The sequence below is a fragment of the Streptomyces sp. NPDC058653 genome, from assembly GCF_042716895.1.
GTDB lineage: Bacteria > Actinomycetota > Actinomycetes > Streptomycetales > Streptomycetaceae > Streptomyces.
This window is the reverse complement of record NZ_JBHXRM010000050.1, coordinates 1-15,109: the sequence shown is the minus strand read 5'-3', so window position 1 is coordinate 15,109 and position 15,109 is coordinate 1. Positions and strand designations below refer to the sequence as shown.

Annotated in this window: 12 protein-coding genes; 4 read left to right on the top strand and 8 right to left on the bottom strand. The window is 70.9% G+C overall.

The window, feature by feature from the left end; translation table 11 throughout:
- Window positions 1-14 precede the first annotated feature (14 nt).
- The 3 genes from ACFWU9_RS31165 to ACFWU9_RS31155 are packed head-to-tail and all read left to right on the top strand — an operon-like array spanning window position 15 to window position 1,980.
- Window positions 15-629 carry a hypothetical protein gene (locus ACFWU9_RS31165; protein ID WP_384324407.1) on the top strand — a complete coding sequence of 205 codons (615 nt, stop codon included), beginning with the start codon at window positions 15-17 and terminating at the stop codon, window positions 627-629.
- Window positions 626-1,051, top strand: a complete 426-nt coding sequence (locus ACFWU9_RS31160; RefSeq protein WP_384324405.1) for a ferritin-like domain-containing protein — start codon at window positions 626-628, stop codon at window positions 1,049-1,051. Before ACFWU9_RS31165 ends, ACFWU9_RS31160 begins: the two co-directional genes overlap by 4 nt.
- 32 nt (window positions 1,052-1,083) lie before the next feature.
- Window positions 1,084-1,980 carry an aminoglycoside phosphotransferase family protein gene (locus ACFWU9_RS31155; protein WP_384324404.1) on the top strand — a complete coding sequence of 299 codons (897 nt, stop codon included), beginning with the start codon at window positions 1,084-1,086 and terminating at the stop codon, window positions 1,978-1,980.
- 446 nt (window positions 1,981-2,426) lie between these two features.
- Here the strand turns inward: ACFWU9_RS31155 and ACFWU9_RS31150 are convergent, their stop codons facing one another.
- The 7 genes from ACFWU9_RS31150 to ACFWU9_RS31120 all read right to left on the bottom strand — a co-directional run bounded on the left by ACFWU9_RS31150 (window position 2,427) and on the right by ACFWU9_RS31120 (window position 11,092).
- A complete protein-coding gene (locus ACFWU9_RS31150; protein ID WP_384324401.1) occupies window positions 2,427-4,124 on the bottom strand; it encodes a proline--tRNA ligase in 1,698 nt (565 codons plus the stop codon).
- A gap of 93 nt (window positions 4,125-4,217) precedes the next feature.
- Entirely contained in the window at window positions 4,218-4,793 is a 576-nt protein-coding gene (locus tag ACFWU9_RS31145) for a GNAT family N-acetyltransferase (RefSeq protein WP_384324399.1), read from the bottom strand.
- A gap of 15 nt (window positions 4,794-4,808) precedes the next feature.
- Entirely contained in the window at window positions 4,809-5,654 is an 846-nt protein-coding gene (locus tag ACFWU9_RS31140; protein WP_384324397.1) for a GNAT family N-acetyltransferase, read from the bottom strand.
- A 288-nt stretch (window positions 5,655-5,942) separates the two neighbouring features.
- The gene (gene ispG / locus ACFWU9_RS31135; protein WP_384324395.1) at window positions 5,943-7,097 is read right to left on the bottom strand and encodes a flavodoxin-dependent (E)-4-hydroxy-3-methylbut-2-enyl-diphosphate synthase; all 1,155 of its coding nucleotides are present in this window, start codon (window positions 7,095-7,097) and stop codon (window positions 5,943-5,945) included.
- 223 nt (window positions 7,098-7,320) lie between these two features.
- Complete coding sequence (locus tag ACFWU9_RS31130; RefSeq protein WP_384324393.1) at window positions 7,321-8,622, bottom strand: M50 family metallopeptidase; 1,302 nt, start codon at window positions 8,620-8,622, stop codon at window positions 7,321-7,323.
- Entirely contained in the window at window positions 8,619-9,881 is a 1,263-nt protein-coding gene (dxr, locus tag ACFWU9_RS31125; RefSeq protein WP_384324391.1) for a 1-deoxy-D-xylulose-5-phosphate reductoisomerase, read from the bottom strand. Before dxr ends, ACFWU9_RS31130 begins: the two co-directional genes overlap by 4 nt.
- Before the next feature lie 347 nt (window positions 9,882-10,228).
- The gene (locus ACFWU9_RS31120) at window positions 10,229-11,092 is read right to left on the bottom strand and encodes a hypothetical protein (RefSeq protein WP_384324389.1); all 864 of its coding nucleotides are present in this window, start codon (window positions 11,090-11,092) and stop codon (window positions 10,229-10,231) included.
- A 403-nt stretch (window positions 11,093-11,495) separates the two neighbouring features.
- Between ACFWU9_RS31120 and ACFWU9_RS31115 the strand changes: the two genes are divergently transcribed.
- The gene (locus tag ACFWU9_RS31115) at window positions 11,496-12,692 is read left to right on the top strand and encodes a glycoside hydrolase family 64 protein (RefSeq protein ID WP_384324387.1); all 1,197 of its coding nucleotides are present in this window, start codon (window positions 11,496-11,498) and stop codon (window positions 12,690-12,692) included.
- A gap of 156 nt (window positions 12,693-12,848) precedes the next feature.
- Here ACFWU9_RS31115 and ACFWU9_RS31110 read toward each other — a convergent pair whose 3' ends face one another.
- Window positions 12,849-14,810: an acyl-CoA dehydrogenase family protein gene (locus ACFWU9_RS31110; RefSeq protein ID WP_384324385.1), complete on the bottom strand. Its 1,962-nt coding sequence runs from the start codon at window positions 14,808-14,810 to the stop codon at window positions 12,849-12,851.
- Between the last annotated feature and the right edge of the window lie 299 nt (window positions 14,811-15,109).

The window sequence follows — 15,109 nt, the reverse complement described above, 5'->3', positions numbered from 1 at the left end:
CGAGGGAGACACGCGTGGGGCGCACGGGGACGACACGGAGAGGTGCGCTCCTGGCGGCGGGCGCCGCGGCCGGTGGCCTGCTGACCGCCTGCTCCGGGGGTGACGACGGTGACGGGGCGGACCGCGCGGCGAGCGCGGTGGCCGCCCGGGCCGCGAAGGCGCTGCGGGTGAAGTCCGCCGTCGCGAGGCGCGAACTCCTGCGGCAGTACGACGCGGTGATCGAGCGCCATCCGGAACAAGCCATGTTGTTGACGCCGCTGCGGGGCGCCGTGGCGCAACATGTGACCGCGCTGTCGCCGCCTCCTGAGGAGGGCGGGTCGGCGAAGCCGTCGCCTTCCGCTTCCCCGTCCGCGTCGGCGCCTCCGTCGTCCGCCCCGTCGTCGGACCCCTCGTCCGCCCCGTCGCTGGAAACGGCCGTCGGGGATTCCGGGGACGGTGGGCCCGCGCCGTCCGTGTCCGCCGATCCCGTGACCGCCGTGAAGGCGCTGGCCGCGGCCGAGCGCCGCGCCGCCGACGCGCACGCCGAGGCACTGGTGCACGCCCCGCCCGAACTCGCCCGGTTGCTGGCCTCCCTGGCGGCGGCCGGTGCCGCCCACGCGTACCTGCTGACGGAAGGATCCCCCTCGTGAGCGACGACGGTGCGCTGGACGCCGCGCAGGCCGCCCTCGCCGCGGAGCACGCCGCGGTGTACGGGTACGGCGTCGTCGGCGGCCGTGTGGGCGACGAACGCCGCACAGAGGCGACTCACGCCTACGACGCGCACCGTGCACGGCGCGACTCCCTCGCGCGTACGGTGCGCGATCTCGGCGGGAAGCCCGTCGCCGCCGCCGCGGCGTACGATCTGCCGTTCAAGGTGCCCGACGCGGCCGCCGCCGTACGCCTGGCGGCCGAGCTGGAGGACCGGATCTCGGGGGTCTACTCCGACCTCGTGCGCGCCGCCGAGGGACCGTTGCGGCAGGACGCCGCGGGGGCGCTGCGCGAGGCGGCGGTCCGGGCGGTGCGCTGGCGGGGCAGCGGCGTAGCCTTTCCTGGGCTCGCCGAGCGGCTGTGAGCCGACTCGCTCCGAAGGGGATCCAGGCACGTATGGCTTTCGAACCGCCGCGGCGACTGGTGCGCGGCCTGAGCGAGACGTACGGGGAGTCCGTCGCCGGAGAGTGGCTGGGACGGTTGCCGGGGATCGCCCAGGAGGCCGTGGAGCGGCGGGAGTTGACGGTCGAGCGGGTGGTGGCCCCCGGGGGCGGGAGCAGCCTCGTGGTGCTCGTACGGCGCCCCGACGGGGCGCCCGCCGCGCTCAAGGTGGCCCCGCCGTTCGCCGGCCCGGGGCCGGAGCGGGCCGCGCTCACGCACTGGAAGGGCTGGGGCTCGGTCGAGCTCATCTCGGGCTCCGACGGTGAGCTGCTGCTGGAACGGCTCCACACCGAGACCTCGCTGCGTTCGCTGCCGGAGGCCAAGGCGCTGCTCGAAGCGGCGGGAACGGTGCGGAAGTTGTGGGTCGAGCCCGTCGCCGGCCACGGCTTCGAAACGGTCGCGGAGCGGACGGCGCGGGAGGTTGTGGCGATGCGGGAGGCGAGCGACCCGCAGGTCGTCCCGCTCGTCAGCGCCGCTCTCGACGCGCGTGAGGAACTGCTCGCGGCCGGGGCGACGGAGCTGGTGCTGCTGCACGGCGCGTTCAGCCAGGGCAAGGTGCTCTCCGGCGACCGGGCCCCGTGGCTCGCGGTCGGCCCCGTGCCCCTGGTGGGTGAGCGCGCGTACGACCTGGCGCGCCTCGTACGTGACCGGGTCGAGGACCTGGTCGCGGCGGCGTCGGGCGCGTCCGCGACGCGGCGCAGGGTGAGCAAGCTGGCCGACGCTCTGGACATCGACCCCGAGCGGCTGCGGGGGTGGACGCTCTTCCGCGCGGTGGAGTCCGGCGCACGCGCGCTGGAGGCCGGACGCCGTCAAGACGCGGAACTGTTGCTGGAGTTCGCCGACTGGCTGTAGCGGGGCGGGGCGGGGTACGCCGCCACAACGGCGCGCTCCGCACCGTACGGGCGCGACCGCACCACCGAGCCCGTCCCGACACCGCCACAGGAACTCCGGTTACGGGGCGGGCCGGCCCCGGGAACCCGGACCGCCCGCCCCGCCCCATACACCGTCGTACACGGCTCGTCCTCGCCCCGCGTCGCGCTCGCCCCGCCGCATCGCACTCGCCCCGACGGGGCAGCGACGCCGGAACAGGCGGGGGCGCTGAGGGCCGCGCGAGCGGAGCGGCTGCCGGCCCGGAACGGGGCAGGAGCGACCGCACTAGCGGCGTACCGAGCGATCGCGCCATGGACGCGCACCGCCGCGCGGGCGGCGCGGACGGCACAAGCGGAGGCACTGACCGCCGGGCAGGCGGGACGGGCGCCAGTCCGAAACGGGGCAGCGACGCCGCCGGGCGAGGGTCGTCAGACGGCGGCCGTCAGACGCGCGACCGCCTCAGCGACCGTGAGTTCCTCGCGCTCGCCGCTGCGGCGGTCCTTCAGCTCCACCACGCCCTCGCCCGCGCGCCGCCCCGCCACCAGGATCTGCGGAACGCCGATCAGCTCCGCGTCCGTGAACTTCACGCCCGGTGAGACGCCGGCCCGCTCGTCGACCAGCACCCGCAGCCCCGCCGCCGCCAGCTGCTCGGCGACGTCGACCGCCAGCTCCGTCTGGAGCGCCTTGCCCGCCGCGACGACGTGCACGTCCGCCGGGGCGATCTCACGGGGCCAGCACAGACCCTGTTCGTCCGCGGTCTGCTCGGCGATCGCGGCGACGGCACGGGAGACGCCGATGCCGTACGACCCCATGGTCACCCGCACCGGCTTGCCCTGCTGCCCGAGCACGTCGAGCTGGAAGGTGTCGGCGTACTTGCGGCCGAGCTGGAAGATGTGGCCGATCTCGATGGCCCGCCCCAGCTTGAGCCCGGCGCCGCACACGGGGCAGGGGTCGCCCTCCTCGACGACCACGACGTCGAGGTAGTCGTCGACCTCGAAGTCGCGCCCGTTGACGACGTTGCGCGCGTGGGTGTCGGCCTTGTTGGCGCCGGTGATCCAGGCCGTGCCGGGCGCGACGCGGGGGTCGGCGATGTAGCGGATCTTCAGCCCCTGGGGGCCGACGTAGCCGCGTACGAGCTCGGGTCGGCCCTCGAAGTCCTCGGCCGTCACCAGTTCCACCACGGCGGGCGCCAGGTGCTCGCCGAGCTTGCCGAGGTCCACCTCACGGTCGCCGGGGACGCCGACGGCGGTGATCTCGCCGTCGACCTTCACCAGCAGGTTCTTCAGCGTCGCGGAGGCCGGTACGTCCAGGTACGCGGCCAGCGACTCGATCGTCGGGGTGTCGGGGGTGTCCAGCTCCTCCAGCGCCCCGTGCACCGACCCGTCGACGGGGGCGGTGGAGAAGGTGACGGCCTCCGTGTTGGCGGCGTAGTCGCCGTTGGGGCAGTCGACGAAGGTGTCCTCACCCGCGGCGGCCGGGGCCAGGAATTCCTCCGACGCCGAGCCGCCCATCGCGCCGGAGACGGCGGAGACGATGCGGTAGTCGAGCCCCAGGCGCGCGAAGATCTTCTGGTACGCCGCGCGGTGGAGCGCGTACGACTCGGCGAGGCCCTCGTCCGTGGTGTCGAAGGAGTACGAGTCCTTCATCTGGAACTCACGCCCGCGCAGCACGCCGGAACGGGGCCGCGCCTCGTCCCTGTACTTCGTCTGGATCTGGTAGAGCATCACCGGCAGGTCCTTGTAGGACGTGCACTGGTCCTTGACGACGAGGGTGAAGATCTCCTCGTGGGTCGGGCCGAGCAGGTAGTCGCCGCCCTTGCGGTCCTTGAGGCGGAAGAGGAGGTCGCCGTACTCGTCCCAGCGGCCGCTCGCCTCGTAGGGCTCCTTGGGAAGCAGCGCCGGCAGCAGTACCTCCTGCGCGCCGATGGCGTCCATCTCCTCGCGCACGACGCGCGAGATGTTGTCGAGGACCTTCTTGCCGAGCGGCAGCCAGCTCCAGAGTCCGGCGGAGGTGCGGCGCACGTACCCGGCGCGGACCAGAAGCTTGTGGCTGAGGGTCTCCGCGTCCGCCGGGTCGTCGCGCAGTGTCTTGGCCATCAAACGGGACATGCGCTGGACCTGGGACATGGGGAGCACTCCTGCGTTTCTTCTCGGGTGTTGGCAGGAGGTTATCCGGGGCACGCCGAGAGGCGGAAATCAGTATCGGTGGCCCACGGGGCCTCAGCGCCGCCGCAGCGGCAGCGGGGCGCCCATCACGGCGTACGGCTTGGGGGCGCTGGGGAAGCGGACCTGGCGCGCGAGGTCCTCGTAGCCGAGGGCGCGGTACAGGCCCCGGGCCGGGCTCTCGGTGTCGATCGCGGAGAGGATCGAGCGGGGCTCCCGGGCACCGTCCGTGATGGTGGTGATCAGGGTGCGCCCGATGCCGTGTCCTTGGAAGGCGGGGTGGACGTGCAGTTCGGTGATGACGAAGGAGTCGTCGAGCCACTCGACGCGGTCGGCGGCGCGCAGATACGGCTCGACGATCGTGGACCACCAGTGGGAGCGGTCGTTCGGCATGCCGTAGACGAACCCGGCCAGCCTGTCCTCCGCCGTGACCGCCCCGTAGGCGCGGGCACCGGGCGCCAGGAGGTGCCGCAGCACGATCTGGCGCCGTACGCCGATCTCGGCCTCGCTCAGGCCGAAGGCGAGCGCCTGAACGGCCAGCGCCTCGTCCACGCGCGCGGCAAGGTCGATCGGCCCGACGCGCACGTCGGGGATCTGGGACTCGCTCCCGGGAGAGCTCGGCACGCTCGGCATGGCCGAACCCTACTTTCAGAAGAGGACGCTCATGAAGGCGCCCACCTCGCGGAAGCCGACCCGTCGGTAGGAGGCGCGGGCGGGGACGTTGTAGTCGTTCACGTACAGGCTGACCACGGGGGCGACGTCGGCGAGCGCGTAGCGTACGACGGCCGCCATGCCGCTCTCGGAGAGACCCCGGCCGCGGAACTCCGGGGCCACCCACACGCCCTGGATCTGGCACGCGTGCGACGTCGCCGCGCCGATCTCCGCCTTGAAGATCACTTTGCCGTCGTCGATACGGGCGAACGACCGCCCCGCTCCTACGAGTTCGGCCACCCGCGCCTGATAGAGCAGTCCGCCGTCGCCGGCCAGCGGTGAGACGCCGACCTCCTCGGTGAACATCGCCACGCACGCCGGCATGATCGTCTCCAGCTCGTCCTTACGGATGCGGCGGACGAGGGGGTCGGGCCGCACCGTTTCGGGAACCTGCTCGGTGACCATGAGCGGCTGATTGGCCCGAACCTCGCGCGCGGGGCCCCAGTTGGGCTCCAGGAGCCGCCAGAGGAGGGCTGTGGGTTCGGCGGGGCCGACGATGGAGGAACAGCGGCGCCCCGTGCGGCGGGCGCGGTCCGCGAAGGCCCGTACGGCCTCGGGGGAGGCGCAGATGGGGACCAGGTTGGCGCCGGAGTAGCACAGCGAGCGCAGCCGCCCGTCGGCGTACCAGCCCCACATCTCGCCGCCCAGGCGCCAGGGGTCGAGCCCCGCGGCCTGGACGCGGGAAGCCACGAAGGCGTTGGCGACGGGCTCACTCTCAAGAATGGCGAGCGCGGCGCCGAGTTCGCCTGGGTCGAGGACCCGAGTGGTGGTCTGCGTCAACACGAGAGGGGCCTCACCATACGTCTGCTGATTCTCCGCACTGTACCCGTCACTTCTGTGACGCGCCGCGTACACCGAAGGGCCCCGCTTCCTCCGAACGCCCTGAGGCGTGGGGTGCGGGGCCCGTACGGAGCCGGAGCCGGTGCCGAAGCCGGAGTCTGGGCCGGTGGCGAAGCCGGAAGGAGAGGGCCCGCGACGGCCGCCGACGGGGTCGACGCGCGGAGGACACCTGGTCGGCCAACGCACCTCGGTCACCCGACGCCTCACCGGAGCCGCCCCGAGTGCCGATCCTCAGCTGATGGAGACCTCTGGCTCGCCCGAGGGGACCCCGTCCCGCTCCATCTCCTCGGCGATCTTCATGGCCTCTTCGATGAGCGTCTCGACGATCTTCGACTCGGGCACCGTCTTGATGACCTCGCCCTTGACGAAGATCTGCCCCTTGCCGTTGCCGGAAGCGACGCCCAGGTCGGCCTCACGGGCCTCACCGGGGCCGTTGACGACGCAGCCCATGACGGCGACGCGCAGCGGCACCTCCATGCCTTCGAGGCCCGCGGTGACCTCGTCCGCCAGCTTGTAAACGTCCACCTGCGCGCGCCCGCAGGACGGGCAGGAGACGATCTCCAGGCGGCGCTGCTTGAGGTTGAGCGCCTCCAGGATCTGCAGGCCGACCTTGACCTCCTCGGCGGGCGGCGCCGACAGGGACACCCGGATCGTGTCCCCGATGCCCTCGCTGAGGAGCGCCCCGAACGCGACCGCCGACTTGATCGTGCCCTGGAACGCCGGCCCCGCCTCCGTGACGCCGAGGTGCAGCGGGTAGTCGCTCTGCGCCGCCAACTGCCGGTAGGCGTTGACCATGACGACCGGGTCGTTGTGCTTCACCGAGATCTTGATGTCGCGGAAGCCGTGCTCCTCGAAGAGCGACGCCTCCCACAGGGCGGACTCGACGAGCGCCTCGGGGGTGGCCTTGCCGTACTTCTTCAGGAGCCTGGCGTCGAGCGATCCGGCGTTCACGCCGATACGGATCGGGGTGCCGGCCGCAGAGGCCGCTTGCGCGATCTCCTTGACCTTGTCGTCGAACTGCTTGATGTTCCCCGGGTTCACCCGCACCGCCGCGCAGCCCGCGTCGATTGCCGCAAAAACATACTTCGGCTGGAAGTGGATGTCCGCGATCACCGGGATCTGGGACTTCCGCGCGATCGTCGCCAGGGCGTCGGCATCGTCCTGCGTCGGGCACGCCACCCGTACGATCTGACAGCCCGACGCCGTCAGCTCAGCGATCTGCTGCAACGTCGCCCCGATGTCCGACGTACGCGTCGTCGTCATCGACTGCACCGAAACCGGCGCGTCACCACCGACAGCCACCGAACCGACCTGGATCTGTCGACTGACCCTCCGGTCGGCGAGCTTCGTCGGAACATCCGGCATTCCGAGAGAAATCGCAGTCATCTGCTGTGCAACCCCAAGGTGTGGATCGTGGTCCCGAGTTCGGCGGGCTCCAACCATCGAGATTACGTCACCCGCCCGCCGTACGAGCACACCGCTGCGAGCAAACCACCCAAAGCCATACGGCCGGGCGCAAAGAGACACCCGGCCGTAAACCCGCGGCCGCTTCGGCGGCACGGACTGTTTCCCGACGTACGGAACGCGGCGGACGACGCGCTCCGCCCCACTACATGATCTTGACCGGATTCACCACGTCGGCGATGAGCACCAACAGCGTGAAGCAGATGAAGATCCCGGCCACGACATAGGCGACGGGCATGAGCTTCGCCACGTCGAAGGGCCCCGGGTCGGGCCTCTTGAAGAGGCGGGCGAGTTTGCTCCGTACCGACTCCCAGAGCGCGCCCGCCATGTGCCCGCCGTCGAGCGGCAGCAGCGGCAGCATGTTGAAGAGGAACAGCGAGAGATTGAATCCGGCCAGCAGGAACAGCATCATCGCCATCTGGTTCTGCGCCGGGACGTCCAGCGTCATCACCTCGCCGCCGATGCGCGCGGCGCCGACGACGCCCACGGGCGAGTCGTCCTTGCGGTCGCCGTCCGAGAAGGCGGCGCTCCAGAGATCGGGGATCTTGGAGGGCAGCGCGACGATCGACTCGACACCCGTCACGATCATGTCGCCCATGCGGTCGACGGAGTCGCCGAAGGAGAGCGGGACGATCTCGGTGGCGGCGGCGAAGCCCAGATACCCGGCGGGCACGTACTTGTCCGGGACGACCTCCCCGTCCGAGTCCTTCTTCGCCACCATGTTCTTCGCGAGCGTCGCCTGGAGGACCTGCTCCTTGCCGTCACGGTCGACGGTGAGGGTGGCGGGGCCGATCGTCTCGCGGATGAGGTTGGACAGCGTCGACCAGTCATCGACCGGCTGTCCGTTGAAGGCGACGATCTTGTCGCCCTCCTTGAGACCGGCGGCGCGGGCCGGCGAGACGGGGTCGCTCGCGGTGCACTTCTCGCGCGCCTCGTTCTGGGAGATGACGCACTTCTGGACGCCGGCGACCTCGGTCGTCTGGGTCTGGAAGCCGAAGCTCATCGCGACGCCCATGAAGATCACGACGGCGAGGACCAGATTCATGAACGGTCCCGCGAACATCACGATCATGCGCTTCCACGGCTTGCGCGTGTAGAAGAGCCGGGTCTCGTCGCCCTCCTTCAGCTCCTCGAAGGCCGCCGAACGGGCGTCCTCGATCATGCCGCGCCAGGGCGACGTGGACCGTGCCTCGATACGTCCGTCGGCACCGGGAGGGAACATCCCGATCATGCGGATGTAGCCACCGAGAGGGATCGCCTTGATCCCGTACTCGGTGTCGCCCTTCGTGCGCGACCAGAGGGTGGGGCCGAAGCCGACCATGTACTGCGGCACGCGGATACCGAAGTACTTGGCCGTCGACAGGTGGCCGAGCTCATGCCACGCGATGGAGAAGAGCAGCCCCACGGCGAAGATCACTATGCCGAGGACTGTCAACAGGATCGTCATGCGCGAGCCTCCGCTGGCCGTTCTTCGCCGAATTTCTCTGCCATTTCGCGGGCCCGGGCGCGTGCCCAGGTCTCCGCTTCGAGGACGTCCGTCACGGTGAGCGAGGTTCCCTTGGCGGGTCGGCCGTGCTCGGCGACGACATCGGTGACGGTATCCATGATGCCGTTGAACGGCAGCCGTCCCGCCAGAAACGCCTCCACGCACTCCTCGTTGGCGGCATTGAACACCGCCGGAGCCGTACCTCCCAGGGACCCTACGTGGCGGGCGAGTCCCACCGACGGGAAGGCCCCGTTGTCGAGCGGGAAGAACTCCCACGTCGACGCCGCGGACCAGTCGAAGGCGGGCGCCGCGTCCGGCACCCGTACCGGCCAGCCGATGCCGATGGCGATCGGGCCGCTCATGTCGGGCGGCGTGGCCTGCGCGAGGGTCGAACCGTCCGTGAACTCCACCATGGAGTGGACGTACGACTGGGGGTGCACGACGACCTCGATACGTTCGAACGGGATGTCGTACAGGAGATGCGCCTCGATGACCTCCAGCCCCTTGTTGACGAGGGTCGCCGAGTTGATCGTGATCACGGGGCCCATGGCCCACGTGGGGTGCGCGAGGGCGTCGTCGGGGGTGACGTCGGCCAGTTCCGCCTTCGTACGGCCCCGGAAGGGGCCACCCGAGGCCGTGACGACCAGCTTGCGCACATCGGCGCGGGTGCCTGCCGCGAGGGCCTGGAAGAGCGCGGCGTGCTCGGAGTCGACCGGGATGATCTGGCCCGGCTTGGCGACGGCCTTGACCAGCGGGCCGCCGACGATCAGCGACTCCTTGTTGGCGAGCGCGAGCGTACGGCCGGCTTCGAGGGCGGCGAGGGTCGGCGCGAGGCCGATGGAGCCGGTGATGCCGTTGAGCACCGTGTGGCACGGGGACGCCGCGAGATCGGTGGCGGCGTCCGGCCCGGCCAGGATCTCGGGGAGCGGCTCGGAGCCGTACTCCGCGCCCAGCGCCTCGCGCAGCGCCGGCACGGCGTCCTCGCGGGCGACGGCGACGGTGCGGACGCGGAGCTGTCGCGCCTGTTCGGCGAGCAGTCCGATCCGGCCGCCTGCGGCGGACAGCGCGGTGACACGGAAGCGGTCGGGGTTGCGCAGGACCAGGTCGATCGCCTGCGTGCCGACGGACCCTGTGGAGCCGAGGACGACGATGTCCCGGCGGCCTTCGGACGCGTCGAAGGCGATATGGGGGTCGGCGAGGGGGGCTGGACTGTCGCTCATGGCCCCATTCTTGCCCCATCGGGCGACGGCGCGGACAGCACGGTGCGAAATGGGGCCCGGGGGGCGATGCACCGGGCGGTTCGCGGGGGGCGCTTCCGGGGCGCTTGCGGCGGCGTCGCGCGGGACGTCTTGCGGGGGATCTCCGGGCGCGTCCGAGGTTCGTGCCGGCGGTCGGTCTCATGGCGGCGTACGGGGCGGGACGGGGGTGCCAGGGGTGGCCCGGGGGTGCCAGGGGTGGCCCGGGGGTGCCAGGGGTGGCCCGGGGGTGCCCCGCCAGGAGAGGCCCTGGCGCGTCTCCCGCGGCGTCTTCGAGGGCGCGCCGGGTTCGTACGGGGCGGGACGGGGCGTCAGCCCTTGGCGCCCGCCGCGAACTTCTTCCACTGCGCCGTGATCACCTCTTCGGGCACCTTGCCGATGTCCTTCGTGTCCGTGATGTCGGCGCGGAAGGAGAGGGTGGTGGTGCCGGAGCGTACGACGGTGAGGTACTCGTACAGCTTCAACGTGCCCTTCACGTCGAGGATCGTGAAGCGGTACGCCTGCGCCTCGTCGCCGTGGTCGGGGGCCTCAACCGGCTCGACCTTCAGGTACTGCCCCTTGGCGACGGCACGGTTCTCGACGAAGCCGCCCGCGCACGCCTTGCCCGCCGCGCCGAGGGCCTTCATCACGGAGGCCGCACCGTCGCCGTTGTAGGAGCGGAGCTGTACGGCGACGGTCGTGCCCAGCATCTCCTCGGCGACGTCGACGTTGCGCTGGACCTCGGACACGGGGTCGAAGGCGGTGGCGCCCTTGGCGAGGCTGACGAGGGGCTGGCAGGTGGCGGGGGTGGCGGTGTAGTCCTCGCCGAGCGGCGCGCCGAGAGTGAACTCACCGGCGGTGTACTTGCCAATCTTCTCGCCGTCGGTGAAGGCGAGTGCGGTGAGATCGCGCTGGCTGAGGGCCCCGGTGCCGCCGGCGCCGGAGGAGCCAGCGGCGTCGCTGCCGTCATCGGCGTCTCCGGCGTCATCGGGGTCTCCGGCGGGGGTGGACGTGGGCGCCTTGCCGTCCGCTCCCGTTTCCTTGCCGGCCTCGCCGCCGTCGCTGCTCTCGCCCGCCCCGTCGCCGCCGCAGGCCGCCGCACCGGTGAGTACCGCGCCGACGAGCACGAGCGCCGCCAGGTGGCGCAGCCGCGCGCGTCGCCCGCCGGGCCGTCCCTGGTTTCCCGCCCCGAACATGCCTGCCCCAATCGTCAGTTGACGGCGTCGTCGGCCCGCGCCCTCTGCGGCGTCCTGTGCCGATCGCGCGGCTCGCGCCCCGTGTGGTCGCGTCGCGGCTCGATTGTGCTGCATGGGGGCACCGTGGTCACGCACGGCGGGCCGGGGCGCAGGCGGCCGAGTCGAGACAACTTCGGTGAGTTGCGGCATCCGCATTGACACGCCTCACGCGTGGGCGCAATTCTGAGAGCGCTCTCAGAAAGGTCTGTACCTGAAGAGTCAGTTCGTTCCGGTTTCCCCGCTCCCGGCCGGCGTTCCGGCTCCCGGCCCTTCAGGTCGTACCCGCCTCACCGGCGGCGTCCGTACGTCAGATTCCGCCCCCCACTGTTCTCACCGGGATTTACCTGACGAGGAGGAAGAGCGAGTGCCTGCGATACGCAAGCTGCTGGCTTCCCTGGCCGCCGCGGTGGTCTTCACCACCGGATTCACGGCCTTGAGCGGCACGGCCCCGGCCGAGGCCGCGGTTCCCAACACCATTCCGTTCACCATCACGAACAACTCCGGCCGCGGTGAACAGCTCTACATCTACAACCTCGGTACGGAGCTGTCGTCCGGCCGACAGGGCTGGGCCGACGCGAACGGCACCTTCCACGCCTGGCCCGGCGGCGCCAACCCGCCGGCCCCGGCGCCCGACGCCTCGATCGCGGGACCGCCCCCGGGGCAGACCAAGACGATCCAGCTGCCGAAGTTCTCGGGCCGGGTCTACTTCTCGTACGGGCAGAAGCTCGTCTTCAAGCTGGCCACCGGCGGGCTGGTGCAGCCGGCGGTGCAGAACCCGAGCGACCCGAACAGCAACATCCTCTTCAACTGGTCCGAGTACACGCTCAACGACGCCGGTCTGTGGATCAACAGCACACAGGTCGACATGTTCTCGGCGCCGTACGCGGTCGGCGTCAAGGGCCCCAGCGGCTCCACCAAGACCACGGGCCATCTGAAGCCGGGCGGCTACAACGGCTTCTTCAACTCTCTCAGGAGCCAGCCGGGCGGCTGGGGCGGTCTGATCCAGACCCGCTCCGACGGCACCGTGCTGCGGGCTCTCGCGCCGGGGCACGGCATCGCGTCCGGTGCGCTGCCGGCCGGAGTGCTGAACGACTACATCGACCGGGTGTGGGCGAAGTACGCCAACTCCCCACTCACGGTGACCCCGTTCGCGAACCAGCCGGCGGTCAAGTACGTCGGCAGGGTCTCCGGCAACGTCATGAACTTCACCAACACCTCGGGCGCGGTGGTCACTTCGTTCCAGAAGCCCGACGCCGACAGCATCTTCGGCTGCTACAAGCTGCTCGACGCGCCCAACGACCAAGTACGGGGCCCGATTTCGCGCACCCTGTGCGCCGGGTTCAACCGCTCGACGCTCCTGACCAACCCCAACCAGCCCGACACCAGCTCGGCGGACTTCTACAAGGACGGCGTCACCAACCACTACGCCCAGAAGATCCACGCGCAGATGGTCGACGGCAAGGCGTACGCGTTCGCCTTCGACGACGTCGGCGCGCACGAGTCGCTCGTGCACGACGGCGACCCGCGGCAGGCGTACCTCACGCTCGACCCGTTCAACTAGGCCGACGCCGACCAGCGCACCGGCGCCGCCGGGCCGCGTCCTCCGTGAGGAGGGCGCGGCCCGGTGGTTCTTCAGCCCCGGGGCACCGCACCCGGAAGATCTCGGCTCCCTACCGGCCCGGGGGGCGCCGGGCCGACCGGATGGTTGCCCCGTCGCTCAGCGGATCGGCCGGTGGACGTTGTTCCGTTGGGACGGACCGGGCGTGGCGTCGGCGATCCAGGGGCCGTCGCCGCTCGGGTCGATGATGCCTTCCTCCAGCCACGTGTACGTTCCGGACAGGACGCCGTTCACGACCTTGCGGTCGATGTCGTCCGTGTTGGTCCACAGCCTCGTGAACAGTTCCTCCACACGGATCCGGGACTGCCTGCAGAAAACATCGGCGAGCTGGTACGCCTCGCGGCCGTGCTCTCCCGTGGTACGGAGCATCTCGGCCCGCACGCACGCCGCGCTCATCGCGAACAGCTCGGCGCCGATGTCCACGACGCGCCCGAGGAAGCCCTGCTTGGTCTCCATCCCGCCCTGCCAGCGCGACATGGCGTAGAAGGTCGAGCGCGCGAGCTTGCGCGACGTCCGCTCGACGTAGCGCAGATGCGCCGAGAGATCCAGATGCCCCTTGGGGTGAAACTCCGCGTAGGAGTTGGGCAGTTGACCGGGGCCGGCGACCAGCTTCGGCAGCCAGCGCGCGTAGAAGGCGCCGGCCTGCGCCCCGGCCCTGGCCTTGTCGGACAGCGTCTTGTCGGGGTCGATGATGTCGCCGGCCACCGCCAGGTGTGCGTCGACCGCCTCGCGGGCGATCAGCAGATGCATGATCTCCGTCGAGCCCTCGAAGATCCGGTTGATCCGCATGTCGCGAAGAATCTGCTCGGCGGGTACGGCGCGCTCGCCGCGGGCCGCCAGCGACTCCGCCGTCTCGAAGCCCCGTCCGCCGCGGATCTGGACGAGTTCATCGGCCATCAGCCAGCCCATCTCGGAGCCGTACAGCTTGGCCAACGCCGCCTCGATACGGATGTCGTTGCGGTCCTCGTCGGCCATCTGGGACGCGAGGTCGACCACGGCCTCCAGCGCGAACGTCGTCGCCGCGATGAACGAGATCTTCTCCCCCACCGCCTCGTGCTGGGCGACCGGCTTGCCCCACTGCTCGCGCGCCGTCGTCCACTCGCGCGCGATCTTCAGGCACCACTTGCCGACGCCGACGCACATCGCGGGCAGCGACAGCCGGCCGGTGTTGAGCGTGGTGAGGGCGATCTTGAGACCGGCTCCCTCGGGGCCGATACGGTTCGCCGCCGGGACCCGTACCTGGTGGAAGCGGGTGACCCCGTTCTCCAGACCACGCAGGCCCATGAAGGCGTTGCGGTTCTCCACCGTGATGCCCGGGGAGTCCGCCTCGACGACGAAGGCGGTGATGCCGCCCTTGTGGCCCTCCGACCTCGGTACGCGCGCCATCACGACGAGCAGGTCGGCGACGACGCCGTTGGTGGTCCAGAGCTTCACGCCGTCCAGGACGTAGTCGTCGCCGTCGCGCACCGCCGAGGTGGCGAGGCGCGCGGGGTCGGACCCGACGTCGGGCTCGGTCAGCAGGAAGGCGGAGATGTCCGTGCGGGCGAGGCGCGGCAGGAACGTGTCCTTCTGCTCCTGGGTGCCGAACATCTTGAGCGGCTGCGGTACGCCGATGGACTGATGTGCGGAGAGCAGCGCGCCGATCGAGGCGTTCGCCATGCCGACCAGGGCGAGGGCCTTGTTGTAGTACACCTGGGTGAGGCCGAGGCCGCCGTACTTCCGGTCGATCTTCATGCCGAAGGCGCCGAGTTCCTTGAGGCCGTTGATCACCTCGTCGGGGATGCGCGCCTCGCGCTCGATCTTGGCGCCGTCGATCCGCGTCTCGCAGAACTCGCGCAGCGTGGCCAGGAAGGCTTCTCCGCGCCGTACGTCCTCGGCCGGGGGCGCGGGGTGGGGATGGATGAGATCGAGCTGGAAACGGCCCAGGAAGAGCTCTTTGGCGAAGCTCGGCTTGCGCCAGCTCTGCTCGCGGGCGGCCTCGGCCACCCGGCGCGCTTCCCGCTCGGAGACTTTGGGCTCCGGGACCTGGGCCGTGTCGAATGAATCGGATGGAGCGGACATCGGGAACTCACCTCGCCGCGAACGTCGGGTCGATGGGCCCGACCGGCCAAGGCGTTCTCGGGTCGCCCTGGTGGGAAAGGTACCGGCCGGTACTACTCGTCCGTATCTACCCGATTACCGAGGGTGTGGCCAGTCCCGCCGCGCGGGATGGACGCGACGGGGCGGGGTCGTTCCCCCATACCGCGCGACCGCCGGGGGCGCCCAACGGCGGCCCCCGCGGGCGTGTACGCCGTACGGGTGTTGGGGGGGCGGGGGGGGGGGGGGTGTCGTATAAACAAAAAACAACCCACCACACCACG

Coding starts and splice junctions, on each gene's coding strand:
- ACFWU9_RS31155 (WP_384324404.1), top strand. CDS start 1,084: ATGGCTTTCGAACCGCCGCGGCGACTGGTGCGCGGCCTGAGCGAGACG.
- ACFWU9_RS31150 (WP_384324401.1), bottom strand. CDS start 4,124: ATGTCCCAGGTCCAGCGCATGTCCCGTTTGATGGCCAAGACACTGCGC.
- ACFWU9_RS31145 (WP_384324399.1), bottom strand. CDS start 4,793: ATGCCGAGCGTGCCGAGCTCTCCCGGGAGCGAGTCCCAGATCCCCGAC.
- ispG (WP_384324395.1), bottom strand. CDS start 7,097: ATGACTGCGATTTCTCTCGGAATGCCGGATGTTCCGACGAAGCTCGCC.
- ACFWU9_RS31130 (WP_384324393.1), bottom strand. CDS start 8,622: ATGACGATCCTGTTGACAGTCCTCGGCATAGTGATCTTCGCCGTGGGG.
- dxr (WP_384324391.1), bottom strand. CDS start 9,881: ATGAGCGACAGTCCAGCCCCCCTCGCCGACCCCCATATCGCCTTCGAC.
- ACFWU9_RS31120 (WP_384324389.1), bottom strand. CDS start 11,092: ATGTTCGGGGCGGGAAACCAGGGACGGCCCGGCGGGCGACGCGCGCGG.
- ACFWU9_RS31110 (WP_384324385.1), bottom strand. CDS start 14,810: ATGTCCGCTCCATCCGATTCATTCGACACGGCCCAGGTCCCGGAGCCC.